The organism is Stenotrophomonas sp. YJH_SMC_131 (assembly GCF_059367975.1).
Genome location: NZ_JCAFRJ010000009.1, coordinates 112,506 through 132,226, shown reverse-complemented (window position 1 = coordinate 132,226; position 19,721 = coordinate 112,506). Strand labels below are relative to the sequence as shown.

The following is a 19,721-nucleotide window of genomic DNA, read 5'->3' as shown; positions in this document are numbered from 1 at the left end:
AGGCGGTGGCCCCGCCGGCTGACCTCGGCGCCCGCGTCGATCGATACCGTTGCTGCCTTCCGGCCCTGGCGGGGTTTTCGACCTAGCGTCGCGAGGGGCCGACGGGGCCACCATAGAGACGTTGGCCGCCCGGTGGGCGGCCAGTTCACGGATCAGGGGAAACAGCGCGCGGCGCGCCGGAGACCACAGCCGGACTGCACATCGGGCTGGCCGATGGCAGACGCGCATTCTAGCGCAGACGGGCCCATCGACGCCAGCTTCATGCACTGAATCGGCTGTAACCCGCTCCCGGCGGCAGCGGCCGGTACCCACCCCCGTTGCTAGAATGCCGACCAGGAGGAACGACCTCCCCCACATCGGGAACCAATGACCAGGACGGCCTGGCCCTACCAAGAGGAGGGCCGTCATGGCCTGGATCTATCTGTTGTTTGCCGGCCTGCTGGAAATCGTCTGGGCCGTGTCCATGAAGCAGTCCGAAGGCTTCACCCGGCTCACCCCCACCGTGGTCACCATCATCGGCATGATCGCCAGCTTCTGGTTGCTGGCGGTGGCCATGCGCAGCCTGCCGCTGGGAACCGCCTATACGATCTGGACCGGCATCGGCGCGGTCGGGGCGTTCGTGGTTGGCATTGTGTTCCTGGGCGAGCAGGTCAGCCCGATGCGGATCGGTGCGGCGGTGTTGATCGTTTCCGGCCTGGTGCTGATGAAACTCTCCAGCAGCTGAATTTATTTACTCATGGCGGGGAATGGATTCTCCGCCACATGCAGCAATATGCATTTTCGGCAAAACCATTTTGTCCGCCCCTGTTATTTGACGCACGTCATAAAAATAGCGCGCGTGATTCACATGCCGCTGGCACCGTCGGTCGCACAGTGCCGCCATTCGTCGGGCGAAATCGGGGAGTTTTCGGCTTGACGGACGCGCTGGCGCACCTGTCCCCGGGTGCGATCGCGTGAAGATGTGAAGATTTTCAGGAGTTAATGCCTTCAGGCCTTGTTCCCGTTCGGGGAGCCGGGGTGGGCCGCATTGTCTCCAAAAAACCTGCCAGCTGTGCCATCCGGTCTTTTCATGGAGATTTACCGATGAACCGCATTTACCGTCTGGTTTTCAATCGTGCCCTTGGGGTAATGCAGGTTGCTTCGGAGGTCGCCCAGAACCCCGGCGGAAGCGCGGTCAGCGCAGGGCGGGTGCCGCGATTGCGGGCGCACCAGCTGGCGGCGGCTTTGGCCGCCACACTGGCCAGCGGATCGGCATTCGCAGCGTGCACGGGCACCACAACCGTAAACTGCGACAGCACCACCAGCATCAACAACTACTCCAACGCGACCAACGGCCTCACGCTGAACATCGACGCGGGTGCATTGCTGCGTACGCCGCCGATCGTAGGCGGCGGCAACGCAGCAACGCTGACCGGCGACAACGTGACGGTCAACAACAATGGCACGATCGATCCGAGCTCGATCATCCTCGCCTCGCCCGGCCTGGTCATCGGCAATGGTTCTGCCAACAACAGCGCGATCGTCGTCAACAACAACGCCAGCGGACAGATCAAGGGTGTCGTCAACATCGCAACGCTGTTGGGCTTCGGTGGACAGGCGCTGGTGGCACAGAATGTCAACGGCACCACCACCATCAACAACGCCGGCCTGATCAGCACGTCGCTGATCGGTGCAGGCAGCGTTTCCGACGCGACCACGGTGGTGACCTATGGTGGTGCAGCCGCCAATGTGACCAACACAGGCACCATCGACGGACGCGTCGGCCTGGGTGCTTCTGGCGGTAACACGTTCCTCAATGCGGGGGCGGTCAGTGGCAGCGTTCACCTGGGTGATTCAACCGGCGGCAACACCTTCACCGCAGTGTCGGGTTCCAGCGTTGTGAGCGGCGGCGGCAGCGCTCTTGCCGGCGTGATTACCGGTGTCACCGGGGTAAAGGTTGCGGCTGCGGGATCGGTCGACGCCGGTACCGGCAGTGGTGCGGCCAACAACACGCTGGTGTTGCAGAACGTCGTCAGCGGTCCGGGGTCCGGCACCGGCGGAGCGGTGACCACGCTGGGCTGGAACCAGTACCTCAACTTCCAGAAGCTCACCGTCAACAGCGGCACCTGGAACCTGCAGGGTGCGTGGGCGGGTGCAGGTACGACCACGCTCAATGATGGCCTGGTCAATTTCAACAATGCCGGTTCCTTCGGCACAGGGCTGTTCACCGCCAACGGCGGTGCCATCGCCTCTGCCACGGCCGGTCTGAACCTGGCCAACGCTTTCAGCCTTGGTGGCAATCTGTCCCTGGCAGGGACCAATGCGTTCAGCCTGGGGGGCTTGCTGTCCGGTACTGGCGGGCTGACGGTCAACAACACCGGCATCGTTACTCTCGGCGGCGCAAACCTGTTCTCCGGCGGCGTCAACCTCAATGCCGGCGGCCTGGTACTGGGCAATGCCGGTGCACTGGGCAGCGGCAACCTGACCGTGGGTGGCAGCGCTTCACTGGATACGACGGCGGGCTTCACCCTGGGCAACAATGTGGTGATCAATGGCGGGGGCTCGCTGAACCTGCTCGGCAGCAATGCGTTGTCATTGAACGGTTCGATCTCCGGTGCCGGCAACCTGACCAAGAGCGGCGCCGGCACCCTCACCTTGAACGGCGCCAATGCGCTGACCGGCAGTTTCAACCTGGCCGGAGGCGCGTTGGCGCTGGGCGCGGGCGGCAGCCTGTCACCCACCGGTGCGATCACGGTCGGCGTCGGTACCACCCTGGACCTGTCGGCGGCCGCCAACCAGACCATCGGTTCGCTGGCGGGCCTCGGCGGTTCGGTCAACCTGGGCAGCCACACGCTCACCCTCGCCGGGCTGGGCGATACCAGCTACAGCGGCACGTTCGCCGCAGGCACGGGTGGCCTGGTCAAGCTGGGCACCGGCGTGCAGACCTTGTCGGGCGTAAACAACCTCAGCGGCGGCGTGGCACTCAACGGCGGCGGCCTGCTGCTGGGCAATGCTGCTGCGCTGGGCAGCGGTGCGCTCAGTGTCGGCGGCAACGTGACGCTCGATGGAACCACGGGGGCGCTTGCACTGGCCAACGCGGTCAACCTCGGTTCGGGTGCCAGCCTCAATCTGCTCGGCAACCAGGCGTTGACGTTCAACGGCGTGATCGGTGGCACCGGTGGCCTGGTCAAGAGCGGTGCGTCGTCGCTGACGCTCAATGGCGCCAACACCTTCGGCGGCGGCGTGGCGTTCAATGCCGGCAGCCTGGTGCTGGGCAACGGTGGAGCACTGGGAACCGGTGGGCTGAATGTTGATGGCGTGGTGTCGCTCGACACCAGCGCGGCGCTTGCGGTCGGCAATGGCATCACGCTGGGCGCGGGTGGCTCGCTCAATGTGCTGGGCTCGAACGCATTGACGCTGGGCGGCGCCATCGGTGGCACCGGCAGCCTGGTCAAGAACGGTGCCGCCACGCTTACGCTGGGTGGCGCGAATACCTTCACCGGCGGCCTGGCGATCAATGCCGGCAAGGTTGCGGTGGGCAGCGGCGGAAGCCTGGCCGCCGGCGGTGCGGTCAGCCTGGCCGGCGTTGGCGCGGACCTGGACATCTCGCTCGGCGGCAACCAGACCATCGGCGCGCTGTCCGGTATTGCCGGCAGCACGGTGACGCTGGGCAGCAGCACGCTCACCTTCGGTGATGCCACCAACCAGACGTTCGCGGGCGTGATCGGTGGTACCGGCGGCCTGGTCAAGCAGGGCACGGGCATCCAGACGCTGAGCGGCGCCAACACCTTCAGTGGCGGCGTGAATCTGACGGCGGGCGGCCTGCTGCTGGGCGACAGCAGTGCGATCGGCAGCGGGGCGTTGACGGTCAGCGGCAACGGTTCGCTGGATACCACGGCAGCGTTGAACCTGGGCAATGCGATCAACCTCGGCGCGGCCCTGACCCTGCCGGGCAGCCAGAACCTGGCCCTGGCCGGCAACATCACGGGCACCGGCAGCCTGGTCAAGAACGGCGCGGCGACACTGTCCTTGAACGGTACCAACACCTTCAGTGGTGGACTGAACGCAAACGCTGGCGCCCTGCTGCTGGGCAACAGCGGCGCACTCGGCACGGGGACGCTGGGCATCGGTGGCAACGTCTCGCTCGACGGCAGTGCGCCGCTGAACCTGGGCAACAACGTGGCACTGGGTGCAGGCGCCGCGTTGTCGCTGCCGGGTTCGCAGTCGATCACGCTGGGTGGGGTGGTGTCCGGTGCGGGCAGGCTGGTGAAGAACGGTGCCACCACCTTGACCCTCAATGGCGCCAACAGCTTCGGTGGCGGGCTGACCGTCAACGGCGGCGGCCTGCTGCTGGGCAATGCCGGCGCGCTGGGCACCGGTGCATTGTCGGTGGGGGCCAATACCACGCTGGACAGTTCGGTGGCGCTGGACCTGGCCAACAGCGTCAACCTCGGCGCCGGTGCGGTGCTGGATCTGCTGGGCAGCCAGAACGTGTCGCTGGGGGGCGTCATCAGCGGCACCGGCGGGCTGGTCAAGAACGGTGCGGCGACACTGGCGTTGAACGGCGCCAATACGTTCAGCGGGGGCGTCGGGCTCAACGCGGGCGTACTGCAGCTTGGCAACGCACAGGCGCTGGGTACCGGCCAGCTGGACGTGGGCGGCAACGCTTCGCTGGATGCCACTGCGGCGCTTTCGGTGGGCAACACCCTCGGCCTCGCCGCCGGCGCCAACCTCACCGTGCTGGGCAGCAATGACCTGACGCTGACCGGTCCGGTGTTCGGCGCCGGCGGGCTGATCAAGGATGGCGCGGCGCGCCTCACGCTGTCTGGCGCCAACACGTTCGGGGGTGGCACCACCGTCAACGCCGGCACGCTGGCGCTGGGGGCCGGTGGCAGCCTTGCCGCGGCCGGTGCGGTGGATCTTGCCGGCGCCGGTGCGACGCTGGACATCTCCGCAGCCGGTGCCGCGCAGACCATTGGCGCACTCAACGGCGTCGCAGGCAGCCAGCTGGCGCTGGGCGCGCAGTCGCTGACCTTTGGCGGCGCCGGCAACGGCAGCTTTGCCGGCGTGATCGGTGGCACTGGCGGCCTGGTCAAGACGGGTACCGGCGTGCAGACGCTGTCCGGTGCCAACACCTTCAGTGGCGGTGTTGCACTCAACGCGGGTGGCCTGATCCTCGGCAATGCCAGCGCGCTCGGCACCGGTGCGCTGGGCATCGGTGGCACCACCACGCTGGACAGCACGGTGGCGTTGAACCTGGCCAATGCAGTGAACTTCGGTGCGGGCACGCAGCTGACGCTGGGCGGCAGCAACGATGTCACGCTCGGTGGCGTGGTGGCCGGCAATGGCAGCCTGGTCAAGAACGGTACGGGCCTGCTGACCCTCAACAACACCAACACCTTCGCTGGCGGCCTGACCCTGAACGGTGGTGGCCTGGTCGTCGGTGCGGATGGTGCGCTTGGTACCGGCGCGCTGGCGGTGAATACCAGCACCACGCTGGATGCGGGCGCGGCAGTGACGCTCGGCAATGCGGTCACGCTGGGCTCGGGCGTTGCACTGACGGTGCCGGGCAGCAATGCGCTGACGCTGTCGGGCGTGGTCGGCGGCAATGGCAGCCTGATCAAGAACGGCGCTACCACGCTGACGCTGTCCGGTGCCAACACCTACACCGGCGGTACCACCATCAATGCCGGCACGCTGGCGCTGGGCACGGGCGGCAGCCTGGCCGCGGCGGGTGACGTCACGTTGGGGGCGGGCGCCGGCTTCGATATCTCCGGTGCCGGCAGCAGCCAGACCATCGGCGCACTCAATGGTCTGGGCGGCAGCACGCTGGCGCTGGGCGGAAACTCATTGACGTTCGGTACGGCCGGCAACGCCGCGTTCGACGGCGTGATCAGTGGCGGCGGGGGGCTGGTCAAGGTGGGCGCGGGCGTACAGACGCTGTCCGGTGCCAACACCTTTGGCGGCGGCGTGACCCTCAATGCAGGCGGGCTGGTACTCGGCAATGACGCGGCGCTGGGCACCGGTGCATTGACGGTCGGCGGTGCTGCCACGCTGGATACCACCGGCCTGGCAACGCTGGCCAACAACATCGCGCTCAACGCCGGGCTGACCGTGCTCGGGACCAACGCACTGACGCTCAACGGCGTCCTTTCCGGTGCCGGCAGCCTGACCAAGAACGGCAGCGCGACGCTGACCTTGAATGGCATCAACAGCTATACCGGTGGCACCAACATAAACGCCGGCACGCTGGCGCTGGGGGCCGGTGCCAGCCTGGCGGCGAGCGGTACCGTGAACCTCGCCACAGGTGCCACGCTGGATCTGTCTGCCGGCAGCGGCACGCAGGTGTTCGGAACCCTGGTCGGCAACGGTACGGTGAACCTCGGCGCCAACTCGATCGAAGTCGGCGGCGCCACCAATGGCACCTTCAGTGGCTCGATCGCAGGCACGGGTGGCCTGACCAAGGTCGGTACGGGCATCGAGACGCTGACCGGTGCCAACACCTACACCGGCGGCACCTTCATCACTGCCGGTACGCTGGCGATTGGTCCGGGCGGCAGCCTTGCAGCCACCGGCGCGGTGACGCTGAGCGCTGCAGGCACCGGCTTCGATATCTCCACCGCAGGTGCCAACCAGACCATCGGCTCGTTGAACGGCGTGGCGGGCTCGACGGTGAGCCTGGGTGCACAGACGCTGACACTCGGTGGTGTGGGCAACAGCCTCTTCGATGGCGCGATTTCCGGCACCGGTGGCCTGGTCAAGAATGGCGCCGGCGTCCTCACACTGGGAGGCGCCAATCTGTTCAGTGGTGGCGTCGCACTCAACGGCGGTGGCCTGGTGGTCGGCAACAACGCTGCGCTCGGCAGCGGTGCGCTGGCAGTGGGCGGCAACGCGACGCTGGACGCATCGACAGGCGTCAACCTGGCCAACAACATCGGGCTCGCAGCGGGCGCGAACCTCGACCTGCTTGGCAGCCAGGCGCTGACACTGGGCGGTGTGATTTCCGGTACCGGCGGCCTGGTCAAGGACGGTGCGGCCACCGTGACCCTGAGCGGTGCCAACACCTACACCGGTGGTACCACCATCAACAACGGCACGCTGGCGATCGGCGCGGGTGGCAGCCTCGCCGCGACCGGCGCGGTGAACCTGGCCGGTGCCGGCACGTTCGACATTTCGGCGGGCAACCAGGCCATCGGCTCGCTGGCCGGCGTCGCCGGCAGCACGGTGGCGCTGGGTGGCAGCACGCTGACCCTGGGCGGCACCGTGGACAGCACCTTCAGCGGTGCGATCAGTGGCAACGGCGGCCTGGTCAAGAACGGTGCAGGCGTGCAGACGCTCAACGGCGGCAGCACCTTCAGCGGCGGCGTAACGCTCAACGCCGGCGGCCTGGTGGTCGGCAACAATGCTGCGCTGGGCACCGGTGCGGTGACGGTCGCAGGCGCTGCGACGCTCGATTCGAACACAGCGGTCACCCTCGCCAACAACTTCACCCTCAACAACGCGTTGACCGTCCTCGGCAGCAACAACCTCACCCTCAACGGCAACCTGAGCGGCACCGGCAGCCTGACCAAGGAGGGAGCCGCAACGCTGACCCTGAACGGCACCAACACCTACACCGGTGGCACCAACATCAACGCCGGTACATTGGCACTGGGCGCTGGCGCGAGCCTGCACGCCAGTGGCATCGTCAACCTGGCCTCGGGTGCGATCTTCGATCTGTCGGCGGGCAGCGGCACGCAGCAGTTCGGCACACTGGTCGGCAACGGTACGGTGAACCTGGGGGCCAACACGCTGACGATCGGTGATGCCAGCAATGGCACGTTCAGTGGTTCGTTGGCCGGCTCGGGTGGCCTGATCAAGGAAGGCTCGGGGACCCAGACGCTGACCGGCACCAACACCTTCACCGGGGGTACCACCATCAACGCCGGCACGCTGGCGATCGGCGCCGGTGGCAGCCTGGCGGCGACCGGTGCGGTGAACCTGGCCAATGCCGGTACCACCTTCGACATCAGCGCGGGTGGTGCGCAGGCGATCGGTTCGCTGGCAGGCGTGGCGGGTTCGACCGTTGCGCTGGGCGGCAGCACGCTGACCCTCAATGGCGTGGGCAATACCACGTTCGCCGGCACCATCGGAGGGGCCGGTGGCCTGGTAAAGAACGGCGCAGGCATCCAGGGCTTGACTGGCGTCAACGTCTTCACGGGCGGCGTGACCCTCAATGCCGGTGGCCTGCTGCTGGGCAACGACGGTTCGCTGGGCACCGGCGCGCTGACCGTGGGCGGCAACGCCAGCCTGGACGGCACCAGCGCGCTGACCCTGGCCAACACCGTGCAGCTGGCCAATGGCACGCTGACCCTGGCGGGCAGCAACGCGCTGACCTTGAATGGCCCGATCAGCGGCGCTGGCGGCCTGCTGAAAGATGGCGCGGCAACCGTCACCCTGGGCGGCGCCAGCACCTACACCGGTACCACCACCATCAACAGCGGCACGCTGGCGGTGGCGGCCGGTGGCAGCCTGTCCGGTGCCAGCACGGTGAACCTGTCCGGTGCCGGCACGTTGGACATCAGTGCCGGTGGCAGCCAGAGCATCGGTGGCCTGGCCGGCGTGACCGGATCCAGCGTGGTGCTGGGCGGTGCGACCCTGACCACCGGCGGCAACAACGGCAGCACCACCTTCGGCGGTGTGCTCAGCGGCACTGGTGGCCTGGTGCAGAGCGGCACCGGCACGCTGACCTTGAGCGGCGACAACGTCTATACCGGCGGCACCACCATCAATGGTGGCAGCACGCTGCAGATCGGCAATGGCGGCAGCACCGGCTCGGTGCTGGGCGACATCACCAACAATGGCAGCCTGGTCTACAACCTGGGCACGACGGCAACCGTGGGTGCGGTGGTCAGTGGCAGCGGCGGCCTGACCCAGGCCGGTAGTGGCACGCTGGTGCTGACCGGCAACAACACCTACACCGGCGGTACCACCATTAATGCCGGCGGCACGCTGCAGGTGGGCAATGGCGGTGCGACCGGCGCGATCGTCGGTGACATCACCAACAACGGTGCGCTGGTGTCCAACGTGGCCGGCAACACCTTGCTGGGCGGCACCATCAGCGGCACCGGTGGCCTGACCCAGGCCGGTGCCGGTACGCTGACCCTGACCGGCAACAACACCTATACCGGCGGTACCACCATCAATGCCGGTGGCACGCTGCAGGTGGGCAATGGCGGTGCCACCGGTGCGATCACCGGCAATGTCGCCAACAACGGCAGCCTGGTCTTCGACGTCGCGGGCAACACCACCGTCGGCGGCGCGATCAGTGGCAGTGGTGGCCTGACCCAGGCCGGCAGCGGGGTGCTGACCCTGGTCGGCAACAACACCTACAGCGGCGGTACCACCATCAATGCCGGCGGCACGCTGCAGGTGGGCAATGGCGGTACAACCGGCGCCATCGCCGGCGACATCACCAACAATGGTGCGTTGATTTCCAACGTGGCCGGCAACACCGCGCTGGGCGGCACCATCAGTGGCAGTGGCGGCCTGACCCAGGCCGGCAGCGGTACGTTGCTGCTGACCGGCACCAACACCTACACCGGCGGTACCACCATCAATGCCGGTGGCACGCTGCAGCTGGGCAATGGCGGTGCGACCGGTTCGATCGTCGGTGATGTCACCAACAATGGCACGCTGCTGTCCAACGTGGCCGGCAACACCACGCTGGGCGGCACCATCAGCGGCAGTGGCGGCCTGACCCAGGCCGGCAGCGGCACGCTGACCCTGACCGGCAACAACACCTATACCGGCCCGACCACCATCAACGCCGGTGGCACGCTGCAGGTTGGCAATGGCGGCGCGACCGGTGCGATCGGCGGCAGTGTCGTCAACAACGGCAGCCTGGTGTTCAACGTGGGTGGCAACAGCACCGTCGGCGGCGCCATCAGCGGCAGCGGCGGCCTGACCCAGGCCGGCACCGGCACCGTGGTCCTGGCCAGCAACAACACCTATACCGGCGGCACCACCATCAACACCGGCGGCACGCTGCAGGTCGGCAACGGTGGCGCGAGCGGTGCGATCACCGGCAACGTCAGCAACAACGGCAGCCTGGTGTTCAATGTGGGTGGCAACAGCACCGTCGGCGGCACCATCAGCGGCAGCGGCGGCCTGACCCAGGCCGGCACCGGCACCGTGATCCTGACCGGCAACAACACCTATACCGGTGGCACCACCATCAACGCCGGTGGCACGGTGCAGGTCGGCAACGGTGGGGCCAGCGGCGCGATCACCGGCAACATCACCAACAACGGTGGCCTGGTGATCAACACCGGTGGCACCACCACGCTGGGCGGCAGCATCAGCGGCGGCGGCAGCATCGTGCAGGCCGGCCCCGGTGGCCTGAACCTCGGCGGCAACAGTGGTGGCTTCAACGGTACCGGCCAGGTCACCGGCGGCGGCCTGAATGTCACCGGCACCATCGGCGGCCAGTGGACCATCGGCAGCGGTACCACGCTGTCCGGCACCGGCACCATTGGTGGCACCGGCGGTGGCGTGACGGTGTCCAGTGGTGGCGTGCTGTCGCCGGGTAATGGCCCGGGCAACGGCAGCGGCACAGGCAATGGCACCGGCACGATCACCGTGGGTGGCAACCTGACCCTGTCGCCGGGCAGCACGCTGGGCATCGATCTGGGTGCCAGCGGCAGCGATACGGTACAGGTGGGCGGCAGCGCCAACGTGGGTGGCAGCACCGTAAAGGTGAACACCATCTCGCCGAGCACCAGCTACCAGCAGGGCCAGCAGTACACGGTGATCAACGCGGGCGGTGGGGTGAGCGGGCAGTTCGCCTCGGCGAACTCGCCGTCGGCCTTCCTGACCATCACCCCGGTCTACACCGCCAACACCGCCAACCTGCAGATCGACGTGGCGCAGACAGCGGCGTTCACCACCGTGGCCAACACGCGCAACCAGTACAACACCGCTGCGGCGCTGGACAGCCTGCCGCAGAGTGGCGCGGCGCTGGGCCTGTACAACACGGTGCTGCTGTATGACGCCAGCACTGCGCGCAGCGCATTCGACCAGCTCTCCGGCGAAGTGCACGCGGCCAGCCGCGCGGTGCTGCTGTACGACAACTACCTGGAAGAGGGCATCCGCCAGCGCCTGGGCAGTGAGCTGCCGACCGTGCGTGGTGAGCGTGCCTCGGCCTGGCTGGCTGGTAGCGGCAAGGTGTTCAAGCAGGATGGCGATGGCAATGGCGATGAGATCCGTTCCAACCGCAATGCGGTGATGGCGGGTGTGGACTGGCAGCTGGGTGAACACGTGGTGCTGGGTGCGGCGGCCGGCAACGAACGGCTTTATACGCGCCTGTACGATCGCAGTTCGCGCGCCCGCCTGCGCGGCAACACGTTCGGCCTGTATGCACAGGGACAGTGGAACAACGGCTTTGCGGTCGGTGGCAGCGTGTCGCGCGGTGACTACCGCACGCGCACCACGCGTGAAGTGCCTCTGCTGGGCCAGACCCTGTACAGCCGCCAGGATTCGGACGTGACCATCGCCCAGGTCGAAGGCAGCTGGACCTGGACCCATGGCAGGACCCAACTGCAGCCGTACGTGCAGTTCACCCGGCACTGGGTCGACAGTGATCGTGCGCTGGAGCAGGGTGGCAGTGCCGCACTGGTGCTGGAAGGTGGCAAGGACACGCTCAACGTCAGCACAGTGGGCGTGCGGGGCCGCTGGGACGTGGGTAGCGGCGCGCGCTTCCCGGCGCAGCTGACCGTCGGCCTGGGCTGGCAGCATGCATCGGGTGACACCGATGTGGCCAGCCGCAACCGCTTCGCGGTCGGTGGCGATGCCTTCGATGTCTACAGCGCGGTGATGGCACGCAATGCGCTGGTCAGCCAGCTCGGCGTGGCGGTCGGCCTGGGTCGCAACAGCCAGCTGTCGATGTTCGTGCAGGGCCAGCACGGTGATGGCCGCCGCGATGTCGGCGGGCAGATCAACCTGCGGGTAGGCTTCTAAGGGGGGCGGGCCAGCGGTAGATCCACGCGCTGCGTGGATCTACCGGCGCGGAGGGAGTGAGACCTCCCGCGCCACGGTGTCGGCACTGCAACCACCTCGCTCAGTTCGCCGCATCCTGCGTGCGTCGCCGCAATCCGGCGGGCGGGTCGAACAGGCTCGACGGCACCTCATCGAATGTGACCTCGGTAACCCGCAGGCCGCGTTCGGTACGCTGGTTGCCGGTGCGTCCGCGGTAACCCAGCAGCAGGCCCGTGCGGGTATCGATCCACAACGTGCCGGAGGTGGTGCCATCAGGGCCCTGCGCATTGTCATAGCGCCAGCCGGCAGCGAGGCGACCCAGGATGAACTCGCCGGGTGCGGGAGAGCAGCGCCCTCCGATCGTGTGGCATGGGGCGGCAGGATCGTACCAGTAGGGACCACTGGCGTCGGCGACCGGCAGCGTGTAGTTGCCGCGCTCGCTCACCAGCCATGCCCGGCCGCGCTGGCCCTGGGTGGTCAGCCATGCATCGGGCGCATTGTCGCCGCGGAAATCAATACGGATGGCAGGCCCGCGCAAACGGATCTCGACCTCGACCTCACCACCAGGCGAGCTTGGACCGAGTGGGCCCAGGCCATAAGCGCGTGCCAGCAATCGCGCCTGTGGAGGTTCGTTGTCAGCAGCGTCCGTGGATTGCGCGGCGACGGCCCAGGTTGCTGCCATCAACAGGCTGGCCAGCAGCACCTGCATGTCAGCGCGCCAGGTTGTTGCTGTCATGCACGGGGCTCTGCATGCGGACGATCGCGTAGGACTCGATCGGCATGCGGCGATGGCCGGTGATCGGGTCCTCGATCAGCATCGAGGCCGGGCGGAAGCTGTCGCCTTCGCTGACCAGGTCTGAAAGACCGGCAATCACCCGGTCGGCAAAGGGAACGATCAGGGGCATCGGATAGGTGACCTTGATCTTGAGGATGTTGGCGTCCTGCACGCTGACGCGGCTGCTGCCGACACGTGCATCGCGGAAGGCAAGATTGTCGTTCGGCAGCGCATAGCGCCCATCGAACTGGCGCTCGCGGAACTCGTTGTACGCCGCGCGGCTGGGTGAAATGACCTCGATCTTCGGTGACAGCAACGGGTTCTTCCACAGCAGGGCGACCTTGGCGCGGGCGGCGACGGCACCGGCGGCATCCGGCGAGGTCGCGTACAGGGGAGCCATCGCCATTTCCAGTGCGCTGCGCATCTCGGAATGATTGACGCCACTGACCGCGCCGGCACGCGCGGCCTGCAGCGTGGCGAAATCCAGCAGCGACTTGGCGCGATAGATCAGGACGAACTGGAAGATGACCAGGACGAGGAAGACGAAGGCCGGAACCACGATGCAGAATTCAATCAGCGATTGCCCCCGCTGCTGGCGGATGGATGTGCGGATGTGCTTCATTGCAACGCCCTCGTGGATGGCGGTGCCGCAGGCGGAGAAGGGCACCATTGGAACGTCTCGCCCAGCACCGGAGCAATATGCCCGAGGCTGTCCACCGGCATTTCCAGCGTCGAGTAGGCGCCGCGGCACCAGGCGCCGCGCCATGGGCGCACGGCCTCGCGCCAGCCAACGGCGCGCTGATCGCGGTCCAGGAACAACAGGTCGAGTGGATACCCCATGGCCAGGGTGTGCACGCTCGAGCAGGGGGTTATCAGCAGGCCTTGCCCAGGCTGGAGTGGCGCGCGCAACAGCAGGCCGCGCAGCCGCTGGTGCCAGCGATCGGCATGCCAGACGCAGCTGAGCAACTGCTGGTGGTCGCGGATCAGGGCGCCGGTTCTCATGTGCGGGGACTCACAGGATGCCCTGCTGCTTCATCTGCAGGAAGATGAAGTAGGCCAGGACGACGAAGATCAGCGGGAAGAAGAACAGCACCAGCGGCAGCATCATCTTCACCGGCGCTTCCAGGGCCAGCTTCTCGGCGCGAAGGAAGCGCTCTTCGCGGCGCTGCATGGCCTGCGAGCGCAGTGTGTCACTCAGGCTGGCACCCACCCGGTCCGCCTGGATCAAAGCGCTGGTGAAGCTGGTCACCTGGGAAATGTCGGCGCGATCGGACATGCGCCGCAGCGCTTCGGCACGCGGAAGGCCGGCGCGCAGATCACGCAGCATGCGCGAGAACTCCTGTGACAGCGGACCGGGTGGACCCTTGTCGACGGACTGTTCGATCGCACCGGTGATGTTCAGGCCCGCTTCGACGGCCATGGTGATGAAGTCGAGGAAGATAGGCAGGTCGCGGATCACATGCTTGGAGCGCGCTTTCCGCCGTTCGCCCAGCCACAGCGTGGGATACATCCACCCGAACGGTGCGCCGAATGCCAGGGCCATCAGCACGGAGCCGACTCCGAACCGGCCCAGCAGGATGATGGTGAGCAACAGGAAGCTACTGGCCACGGCGGCGGAGACGATGCGTGCGCCATACAGTTCTTCCGGTGACAGCACGAAGTCCTGGCCGGCCGACTGCAGGCTGCGATGCGCGCGCTCCAGCTGTGCCGAGGACAGGCGCGGCCCGGCCAGGCGCGTAGCGACCGTAATCAGCGGCCACAGGATGCGCAGCAGCAGCGGCAGCGGATCCTGGTAGTTGCGCTGGTCCACCTCGACCGACTGCACCAGTCCGCGCAGCGCGAATGCAAGCAGCCCAACAGCGGCAGCGGCAAGCAGTGCGACCAGGATGAGCAGGGCGTTCATATATCGATCGTCATGATTTTGCGGCACATGCGGTAGCCGAGGTATTCCAGTACCCCGATCAGGGCCATGACGCACCAGCCGATGAAGGTGTGGAACATGGGGTTCATCGTTTCTGGATAGAACAGCACGAGGAAGCCGACAAGGCCGGCTGGCAGCATCGCCATGACGATGCCCTGCAGGCGCCCCTGCGCGGTAAGTGCCTTGACCTTGCCTTCCATGATGAGCTTGCGCCGCAGCGTTTCGGCGAGCGTGGAGAGGCTCTCGGCGAGATTGCCACCAACCTCGCGCGAAATGCTGACGGCGGCCACGAACAGCTTCACGTCGGCAATGGGCACGCGGGCGGCGAAGTTGTCCAGCGCCTCCTCCGTGCGCACGCCCATGTGCTGCTCGCGCAGTACCAGTGCCAGCTCCTGGGCCAGCGGAGGCAGGCCGTCATGGGCCAGTGCTTCCAGCGCAGGATTGAAGCCGACGCCGGCCTTGAGGCTGCCGGCCAGCATCAGCAGCCCGTCGGGCAACTGCTGCTGGATCTGGTCGAGGCGGCGCTGCTTCAGCCACAGGTAGATCTTGCGTGGCGCTATGGCCAGCAGGATCAGGGCCAGGATCGGCAGCAGCAGGTTGCCGCCGGTGACGATCCACAGCAGCACGGGAATCGCCAGCAGCATCAGGACATTGGTCCTGAACAGCACGCGCGGGTCGACGAACAGGAACATGTCGGCCAGATTGACCCGCGCCTGGTCCATGAAGTTGGCGCGGTAACGGTCCATGAAGCCGGAGCTGGCACGCGCCAGCAACAGCACCGAGCCCGTCACGCAGGCAAAACACAGCAGGGCGATCAGCAGGATGTCACTCATTCCGCCGTCCCCCGGTACGGAAAATGTCCAGGTCAACGGCGACGCCGCGCTCGGCAAGCTCTTCATAGAACTCCGGCACTGCACCGGTCGCGACGAACTCGCCCACCACCTTGCCATCGCGTCCGGCAGTGGAGCGTGCCTTGAACAGGAACACATCCTGCAGCTGGATGGTTCCGCTTTCCATGCCCGTCAACTCAGTGATGTGGCTGACCTTGCGCGAACCGCAGGGGAAGCGCTTCTGGTGCACGATCAGGTCCACTGCCGACGAGATCTGTTCGCGCACCACCGTCATCGGCAGCTCCATGCCGGACATCATGACCATCACTTCCAGGCGCGACAGCGCCTCGCGCGGATTGTTGGCATGGGCGGTGGTCAGCGATCCTTCGTGGCCGGTGTTCATGGCCTGCAGCATGTCCAGTGCTTCGCCGCCGCGGCACTCGCCGACCACGATGCGGTCCGGGCGCATGCGCAGCGCGTTGCGCACCAGGTCGCGGATGGAAATATGGCCCTTGCCTTCCATGTTGGGAGGACGCGCTTCCAGGGCAACCAGGTTGGGCTGGACGAGCTTCAGTTCGGCCGCGTCCTCGATGGTGACGATGCGATCGGTATCGGGAATGAAGTTGGAAAGGATGTTGAGCAGGGTGGTCTTGCCGGAGCCGGTGCCGCCGGTGACGACGATGTTGCGCCGTTCGCGCACCGCAACGATCAGGAATTCCAGCATCGGCTGGCTGAGCGAACCGAACGTGAGCAGGTCCTTTCCTTCCAGCTTGCGCTTGGCGAACTTTCGGATGCTGATGCTCGGACCGCGCAGCGCCACCGGCGGAATGATGGCGTTGACGCGGGAGCCATCCTTCAGCCGCGCGTCGACCATCGGCGAGCTTTCGTCGATGCGGCGACCGAGGGGCGTCACGATGCGCTCGATGGCTGACAGCACCGCGCGGTCACTGGTGAAGACAATGGGGGACCGTTCGATCCGGCCCGCACGTTCAATGAAGATCTGGTCGTGCGCGTTGACCATGATTTCCGTCACCGTCGCATCGTCGATCAGGTCTTCCAGCGGGCCGAGGCCGATGGCCTCATCGAGCACCTCCTTGGCCAGCCTGCGTGGGTTGATCGTCTTGGGCAGCTCGGAGAACTCCCGTTGCATCACCTCATCGATCAGCTTGATCGTGGCGTTGCGCAGCGACTCATCGTCCATGCTGCGCACGTCAAGCCGGCGCAGGTCCATCTGCTTGACCAGCGAGGCATGCAGCTTTGCACGATAGACCGCCATGTCCGGCGGCAGCTGCTCCGGCCGCGCCAGCTGGCGTTCGCTGGATGGCTGCGCCGGTGCGGGTGCCGGTGCGGGCGTGGCGTCCACCGGTACATCGTTGGCCGCGCCCGCATTGAAACTTCCAGCATCGGCGAGGGGTTCGGCCGGCGGGTCGTCGTCCACCACCTGCAGCAGGTAGTCGCCGATCTGCACGCGGTCACGGCTGGTGAGCGGGCCACGGCTGCCTTTGACCTGTTCGCCATTCACCAGTACCGGCGAGCGGCCTCCCAGGCTCTCGATGAAGATGCCCTGGTCCTCGCGCTTCAGCGCCGCATGGCGTTGGGCGATGCTCCAGCCCTGCAGCACCACCAGGTTGCCGTCGCCACGGCCGATCCCGCATTCACGGTGCAGGCAGCGGACACGTCGCTGGTCGCGGTTGGGTGTGTCGATGAGGATGTTGAACATGCGACGGCTCCGGTCACTGCACGAAATCTTTGTTCCGGCGCGGCATGGCCTGCTGGCCGCGCTCCTGGATCTGTCGCGCACGCTCCAGGCCATCGAGGTTTTCCTGCGAGCCCGGCGTCACCACGCGCGGAGTAACGAACATCACCAGCTCGGTACGGTTGCCACGGAAGCCATCGGAGCGGAACAGCTTTCCGAGGATCGGGATATCGCCCAGCAGCGGCAGGCGCTTGGCATCCTGCTGCGCGCTGGAGTCGATCAGCCCGGAGATGACGATGGTTTCCCCTGCGTGGACGTTGATTTCCGACTCGGTGCGGCGGGTGGTGAAGCCAGGCACGCCCTGCACGGTCACCGTCGGATCGACGCGGCTGACCTCAGCCAGGATGCGGGTGGAGATGTCCTGGTTGAAGTTGACCAGGGGCTCGATGTCGAGCTTGATGCCGTATTCCTTGTAGTCGACGGTGACCTGGCCGAAACCCTGCGGAACCGGGATCGGCACTTCGCCGCCGGCCAGGAACTTGGCCTGCCCGCCGCTGCGGGCGCTGAGTTGGGGCGAGGCCAGCAGGAACGCCTTGCCCTTGTTCATCATCAGGTTGATCGCCGAGCCGATCTGCGTGGCGATGCCAAAGAAGGCCTGGGTTCCCTGCAGCTTGTTCGGCAGCAGCACGCCGTTGGCCGGGCTCTGCTCGGGGTTGATGCGGTAGTAGTTGTTGTTGGTGAAATCCTTGACGATGCCCGCCACCGGGCCACGGATGACGTTGTCCCACTGGATGCCGAGTTCTTCCAGCGCATTGGTGTCGAATTCCATGATCTTCACGTCCATCTGCACCATCGGGCGCATGCCCACCGGGTCGGCGGTAGTGAAATTCAACACCGTCGGGTAGATCTTCTGGATCGCATCGATGCGGCTGCCGATGCCCGGGTTGATGTCCTGGCCGGTAATGACCACACGGTCGGCGACCGCATGCACATTGATCTTTTCCACGTCGGCCAGCAGGGTTCGGATGGTCTCGGCCAGGCTGACGGCATCGTTCTCGGAGATGTCCACCTGCACCTGCAGCTGCTTGCCGTTCTGCAGCCACAGGTGAACCGTGGTGGAGCCGGGCTTCATGCCCATCATGATCAGGTCGCGCGGGCCGACGTTGGTGACCTCGAGCATCTCGCCACTACCGACGGCCACGCGCTTGAGCCCGCTGGGCAGCGTGTAGACGGCGGCCTGGCCGGCATAGATCCGGGCGCGGGTGGGCAGTGGCACCGCGGGCATGGCCGACGCGCTGGTGCGATAGGCGGGATCGGGAACCGGCGCCGGGAAGGCGCTCTGCCCACCGGGTACCGGTGCGTGGTTGGTGTTGGGCTGCGGTTGCGCCTGGACAGCAGGGCGCGGTGCGGCCATGACCGGTACCGGGGTCAGCTGGGTGCCGGTGGTCTGTGCCACGGCCAGCAGTGGCAAGGTGACAACAGCGATGGCCGCAGTGGCGGCGATGAGGCTGCGGATTCCATTATTGCTGCGCATTCGTCGATCCTTTGCCCCCAATGATGAATTGCACGCCAGCACGACCCTGCGTGCCGTTGCCGAGCAGTTCCCTCTGCGTCATGCCACTGAGGCCGAACGCACCACGATCCTCCACCTGGCGAAGCATCACCCGCATCGAACCGGCCTTGGCGGCGACCGTGAGTCGCTGCGCCTGTGCCGGTGTCAGTTCCAGAGTGATGTTCGAATAGCCCTGCTGATCTTCCGAGGCCGGCGTTTCGCCGACGCGGTTGCCGGTTGCCAGAACGTTGATGTCCTCAAGCAGCGGCAGCACCCGGGCACCGGTCTGTTCCTGCTCGACGGTGAGCAGGATGTCGACGTGATCTCCGGGAGCAATCATGCCGGAGATCGAGTTCGTCTCGTCCACCTGGAGGGTGTAGCCCACGTTGCCCTTGGCGATCACGCGCGAGAACTGGTCGTACAGCGGTACCAGTGCACTGGCACCCAGCGGTGCACCTTCGCGGATCGGCGCGCGCAGCATGCGGCCGCTGTACTCGGACACATTGTCCGGCGTGATCGCATCGGCAGGCGGCAGGTCGGCGGGGACTTCGCGCACTGCAAGGTCGGCAACGGTGACAATGCTGCCCGGCTCCATGTCGGTCTTGGGCACGGCTACCGGCACCATTTCCACCGGCGGAGCGGCACGCTCGTTCACTGCCTTCTGCACGTAGCGCACGGCGACCAGGGCCGCGAACAGGCCGAGCGCGAGGGCGATGATGATGAAGACGACGTTGCGGTTGGCTTTCAGCGGGAGCGCCTTCATACGACTCCCATCGACAGCATGTAGGTGAACCCCTGGTACGCCTTGCGCAGTGAATCGATCAGCTCGAGCACGATGTTCGGCTCGGCGACCAGGACCAGGACACCGACGGAAGCGACCACGGCGTACTCGATCAGTGCGGCCCCGCGCTGGCGGCGTAGGGACGGGGGAATGCGTTTTCTCATGGCGGTGG

11 protein-coding genes and 1 other RNA gene are annotated in these 19,721 nt (G+C 66.5%); 2 read left to right on the top strand and 10 right to left on the bottom strand.

Translation table 11 applies throughout. The features are described 5' to 3' along the window. Nucleotides 1-8: 8 nt before the first annotated feature. Nucleotides 9-105, bottom strand: an RNA gene (gene ffs, locus AC5P56_RS17685) — signal recognition particle sRNA small type. A 301-nt stretch (nucleotides 106-406) separates the two neighbouring features. Between ffs and AC5P56_RS17680 the strand changes: the two genes are divergently transcribed. Together AC5P56_RS17680 and AC5P56_RS17675 are read left to right on the top strand one after the other, a co-directional pair. Next, entirely contained in the window at nucleotides 407-724 is a 318-nt protein-coding gene (locus AC5P56_RS17680) for a DMT family transporter (RefSeq protein WP_005415486.1), read from the top strand. Nucleotides 725-1,083: 359 nt separating this feature from the next. Continuing rightward, nucleotides 1,084-11,976 carry an autotransporter-associated beta strand repeat-containing protein gene (locus AC5P56_RS17675; protein ID WP_495231837.1) on the top strand — a complete coding sequence of 3,631 codons (10,893 nt, stop codon included), beginning with the start codon at nucleotides 1,084-1,086 and terminating at the stop codon, nucleotides 11,974-11,976. A gap of 100 nt (nucleotides 11,977-12,076) precedes the next feature. Here the strand turns inward: AC5P56_RS17675 and AC5P56_RS17670 are convergent, their stop codons facing one another. The 9 genes from AC5P56_RS17670 to AC5P56_RS17630 are packed head-to-tail and all read right to left on the bottom strand — an operon-like array spanning nucleotide 12,077 to nucleotide 19,713. Further along, nucleotides 12,077-12,703, bottom strand: a complete 627-nt coding sequence (locus tag AC5P56_RS17670) for a hypothetical protein (RefSeq protein WP_032958203.1) — start codon at nucleotides 12,701-12,703, stop codon at nucleotides 12,077-12,079. A gap of 1 nt (nucleotide 12,704) precedes the next feature. After that, on the bottom strand, nucleotides 12,705-13,391 hold the full coding sequence (locus AC5P56_RS17665) for a TadE/TadG family type IV pilus assembly protein (RefSeq protein ID WP_167692537.1): 687 nt from the start codon (nucleotides 13,389-13,391) through the stop codon (nucleotides 12,705-12,707). Continuing rightward, on the bottom strand, nucleotides 13,388-13,771 hold the full coding sequence (locus AC5P56_RS17660; protein WP_053091726.1) for a DUF192 domain-containing protein: 384 nt from the start codon (nucleotides 13,769-13,771) through the stop codon (nucleotides 13,388-13,390). Before AC5P56_RS17660 ends, AC5P56_RS17665 begins: the two co-directional genes overlap by 4 nt. A 10-nt stretch (nucleotides 13,772-13,781) precedes the next feature. Next, a complete protein-coding gene (locus AC5P56_RS17655) occupies nucleotides 13,782-14,672 on the bottom strand; it encodes a type II secretion system F family protein (RefSeq protein WP_100449534.1) in 891 nt (296 codons plus the stop codon). Continuing rightward, nucleotides 14,669-15,523 carry a type II secretion system F family protein gene (locus tag AC5P56_RS17650; protein ID WP_014646168.1) on the bottom strand — a complete coding sequence of 285 codons (855 nt, stop codon included), beginning with the start codon at nucleotides 15,521-15,523 and terminating at the stop codon, nucleotides 14,669-14,671. Before AC5P56_RS17650 ends, AC5P56_RS17655 begins: the two co-directional genes overlap by 4 nt. Beyond that, nucleotides 15,516-17,240: a TadA family conjugal transfer-associated ATPase gene (locus AC5P56_RS17645; protein WP_111205553.1), complete on the bottom strand. Its 1,725-nt coding sequence runs from the start codon at nucleotides 17,238-17,240 to the stop codon at nucleotides 15,516-15,518. Before AC5P56_RS17645 ends, AC5P56_RS17650 begins: the two co-directional genes overlap by 8 nt. A gap of 13 nt (nucleotides 17,241-17,253) precedes the next feature. Beyond that, nucleotides 17,254-18,750, bottom strand: a complete 1,497-nt coding sequence (locus AC5P56_RS17640; RefSeq protein ID WP_169410537.1) for a type II and III secretion system protein family protein — start codon at nucleotides 18,748-18,750, stop codon at nucleotides 17,254-17,256. Further along, the gene (gene cpaB, locus AC5P56_RS17635) at nucleotides 18,737-19,531 is read right to left on the bottom strand and encodes a Flp pilus assembly protein CpaB (RefSeq protein ID WP_014036170.1); all 795 of its coding nucleotides are present in this window, start codon (nucleotides 19,529-19,531) and stop codon (nucleotides 18,737-18,739) included. Before cpaB ends, AC5P56_RS17640 begins: the two co-directional genes overlap by 14 nt. Continuing rightward, entirely contained in the window at nucleotides 19,528-19,713 is a 186-nt protein-coding gene (locus AC5P56_RS17630) for a hypothetical protein (RefSeq protein ID WP_014646171.1), read from the bottom strand. Before AC5P56_RS17630 ends, cpaB begins: the two co-directional genes overlap by 4 nt. Between the last annotated feature and the right edge of the window lie 8 nt (nucleotides 19,714-19,721).

Bases quoted from the DNA above. Each gene is read 5' to 3' on its own strand.
- AC5P56_RS17680 (WP_005415486.1), top strand. From the start codon at position 407: ATGGCCTGGATCTATCTGTTGTTTGCCGGCCTGCTGGAAATCGTCTGG.
- AC5P56_RS17675 (WP_495231837.1), top strand. From the start codon at position 1,084: ATGAACCGCATTTACCGTCTGGTTTTCAATCGTGCCCTTGGGGTAATG.
- AC5P56_RS17670 (WP_032958203.1), bottom strand. From the start codon at position 12,703: ATGCAGGTGCTGCTGGCCAGCCTGTTGATGGCAGCAACCTGGGCCGTC.
- AC5P56_RS17665 (WP_167692537.1), bottom strand. From the start codon at position 13,391: ATGAAGCACATCCGCACATCCATCCGCCAGCAGCGGGGGCAATCGCTG.
- AC5P56_RS17660 (WP_053091726.1), bottom strand. From the start codon at position 13,771: ATGAGAACCGGCGCCCTGATCCGCGACCACCAGCAGTTGCTCAGCTGC.
- AC5P56_RS17655 (WP_100449534.1), bottom strand. From the start codon at position 14,672: ATGAACGCCCTGCTCATCCTGGTCGCACTGCTTGCCGCTGCCGCTGTT.
- AC5P56_RS17650 (WP_014646168.1), bottom strand. From the start codon at position 15,523: ATGAGTGACATCCTGCTGATCGCCCTGCTGTGTTTTGCCTGCGTGACG.
- AC5P56_RS17645 (WP_111205553.1), bottom strand. From the start codon at position 17,240: ATGTTCAACATCCTCATCGACACACCCAACCGCGACCAGCGACGTGTC.
- AC5P56_RS17640 (WP_169410537.1), bottom strand. From the start codon at position 18,750: ATGCGCAGCAATAATGGAATCCGCAGCCTCATCGCCGCCACTGCGGCC.
- cpaB (WP_014036170.1), bottom strand. From the start codon at position 19,531: ATGAAGGCGCTCCCGCTGAAAGCCAACCGCAACGTCGTCTTCATCATC.
- AC5P56_RS17630 (WP_014646171.1), bottom strand. From the start codon at position 19,713: ATGAGAAAACGCATTCCCCCGTCCCTACGCCGCCAGCGCGGGGCCGCA.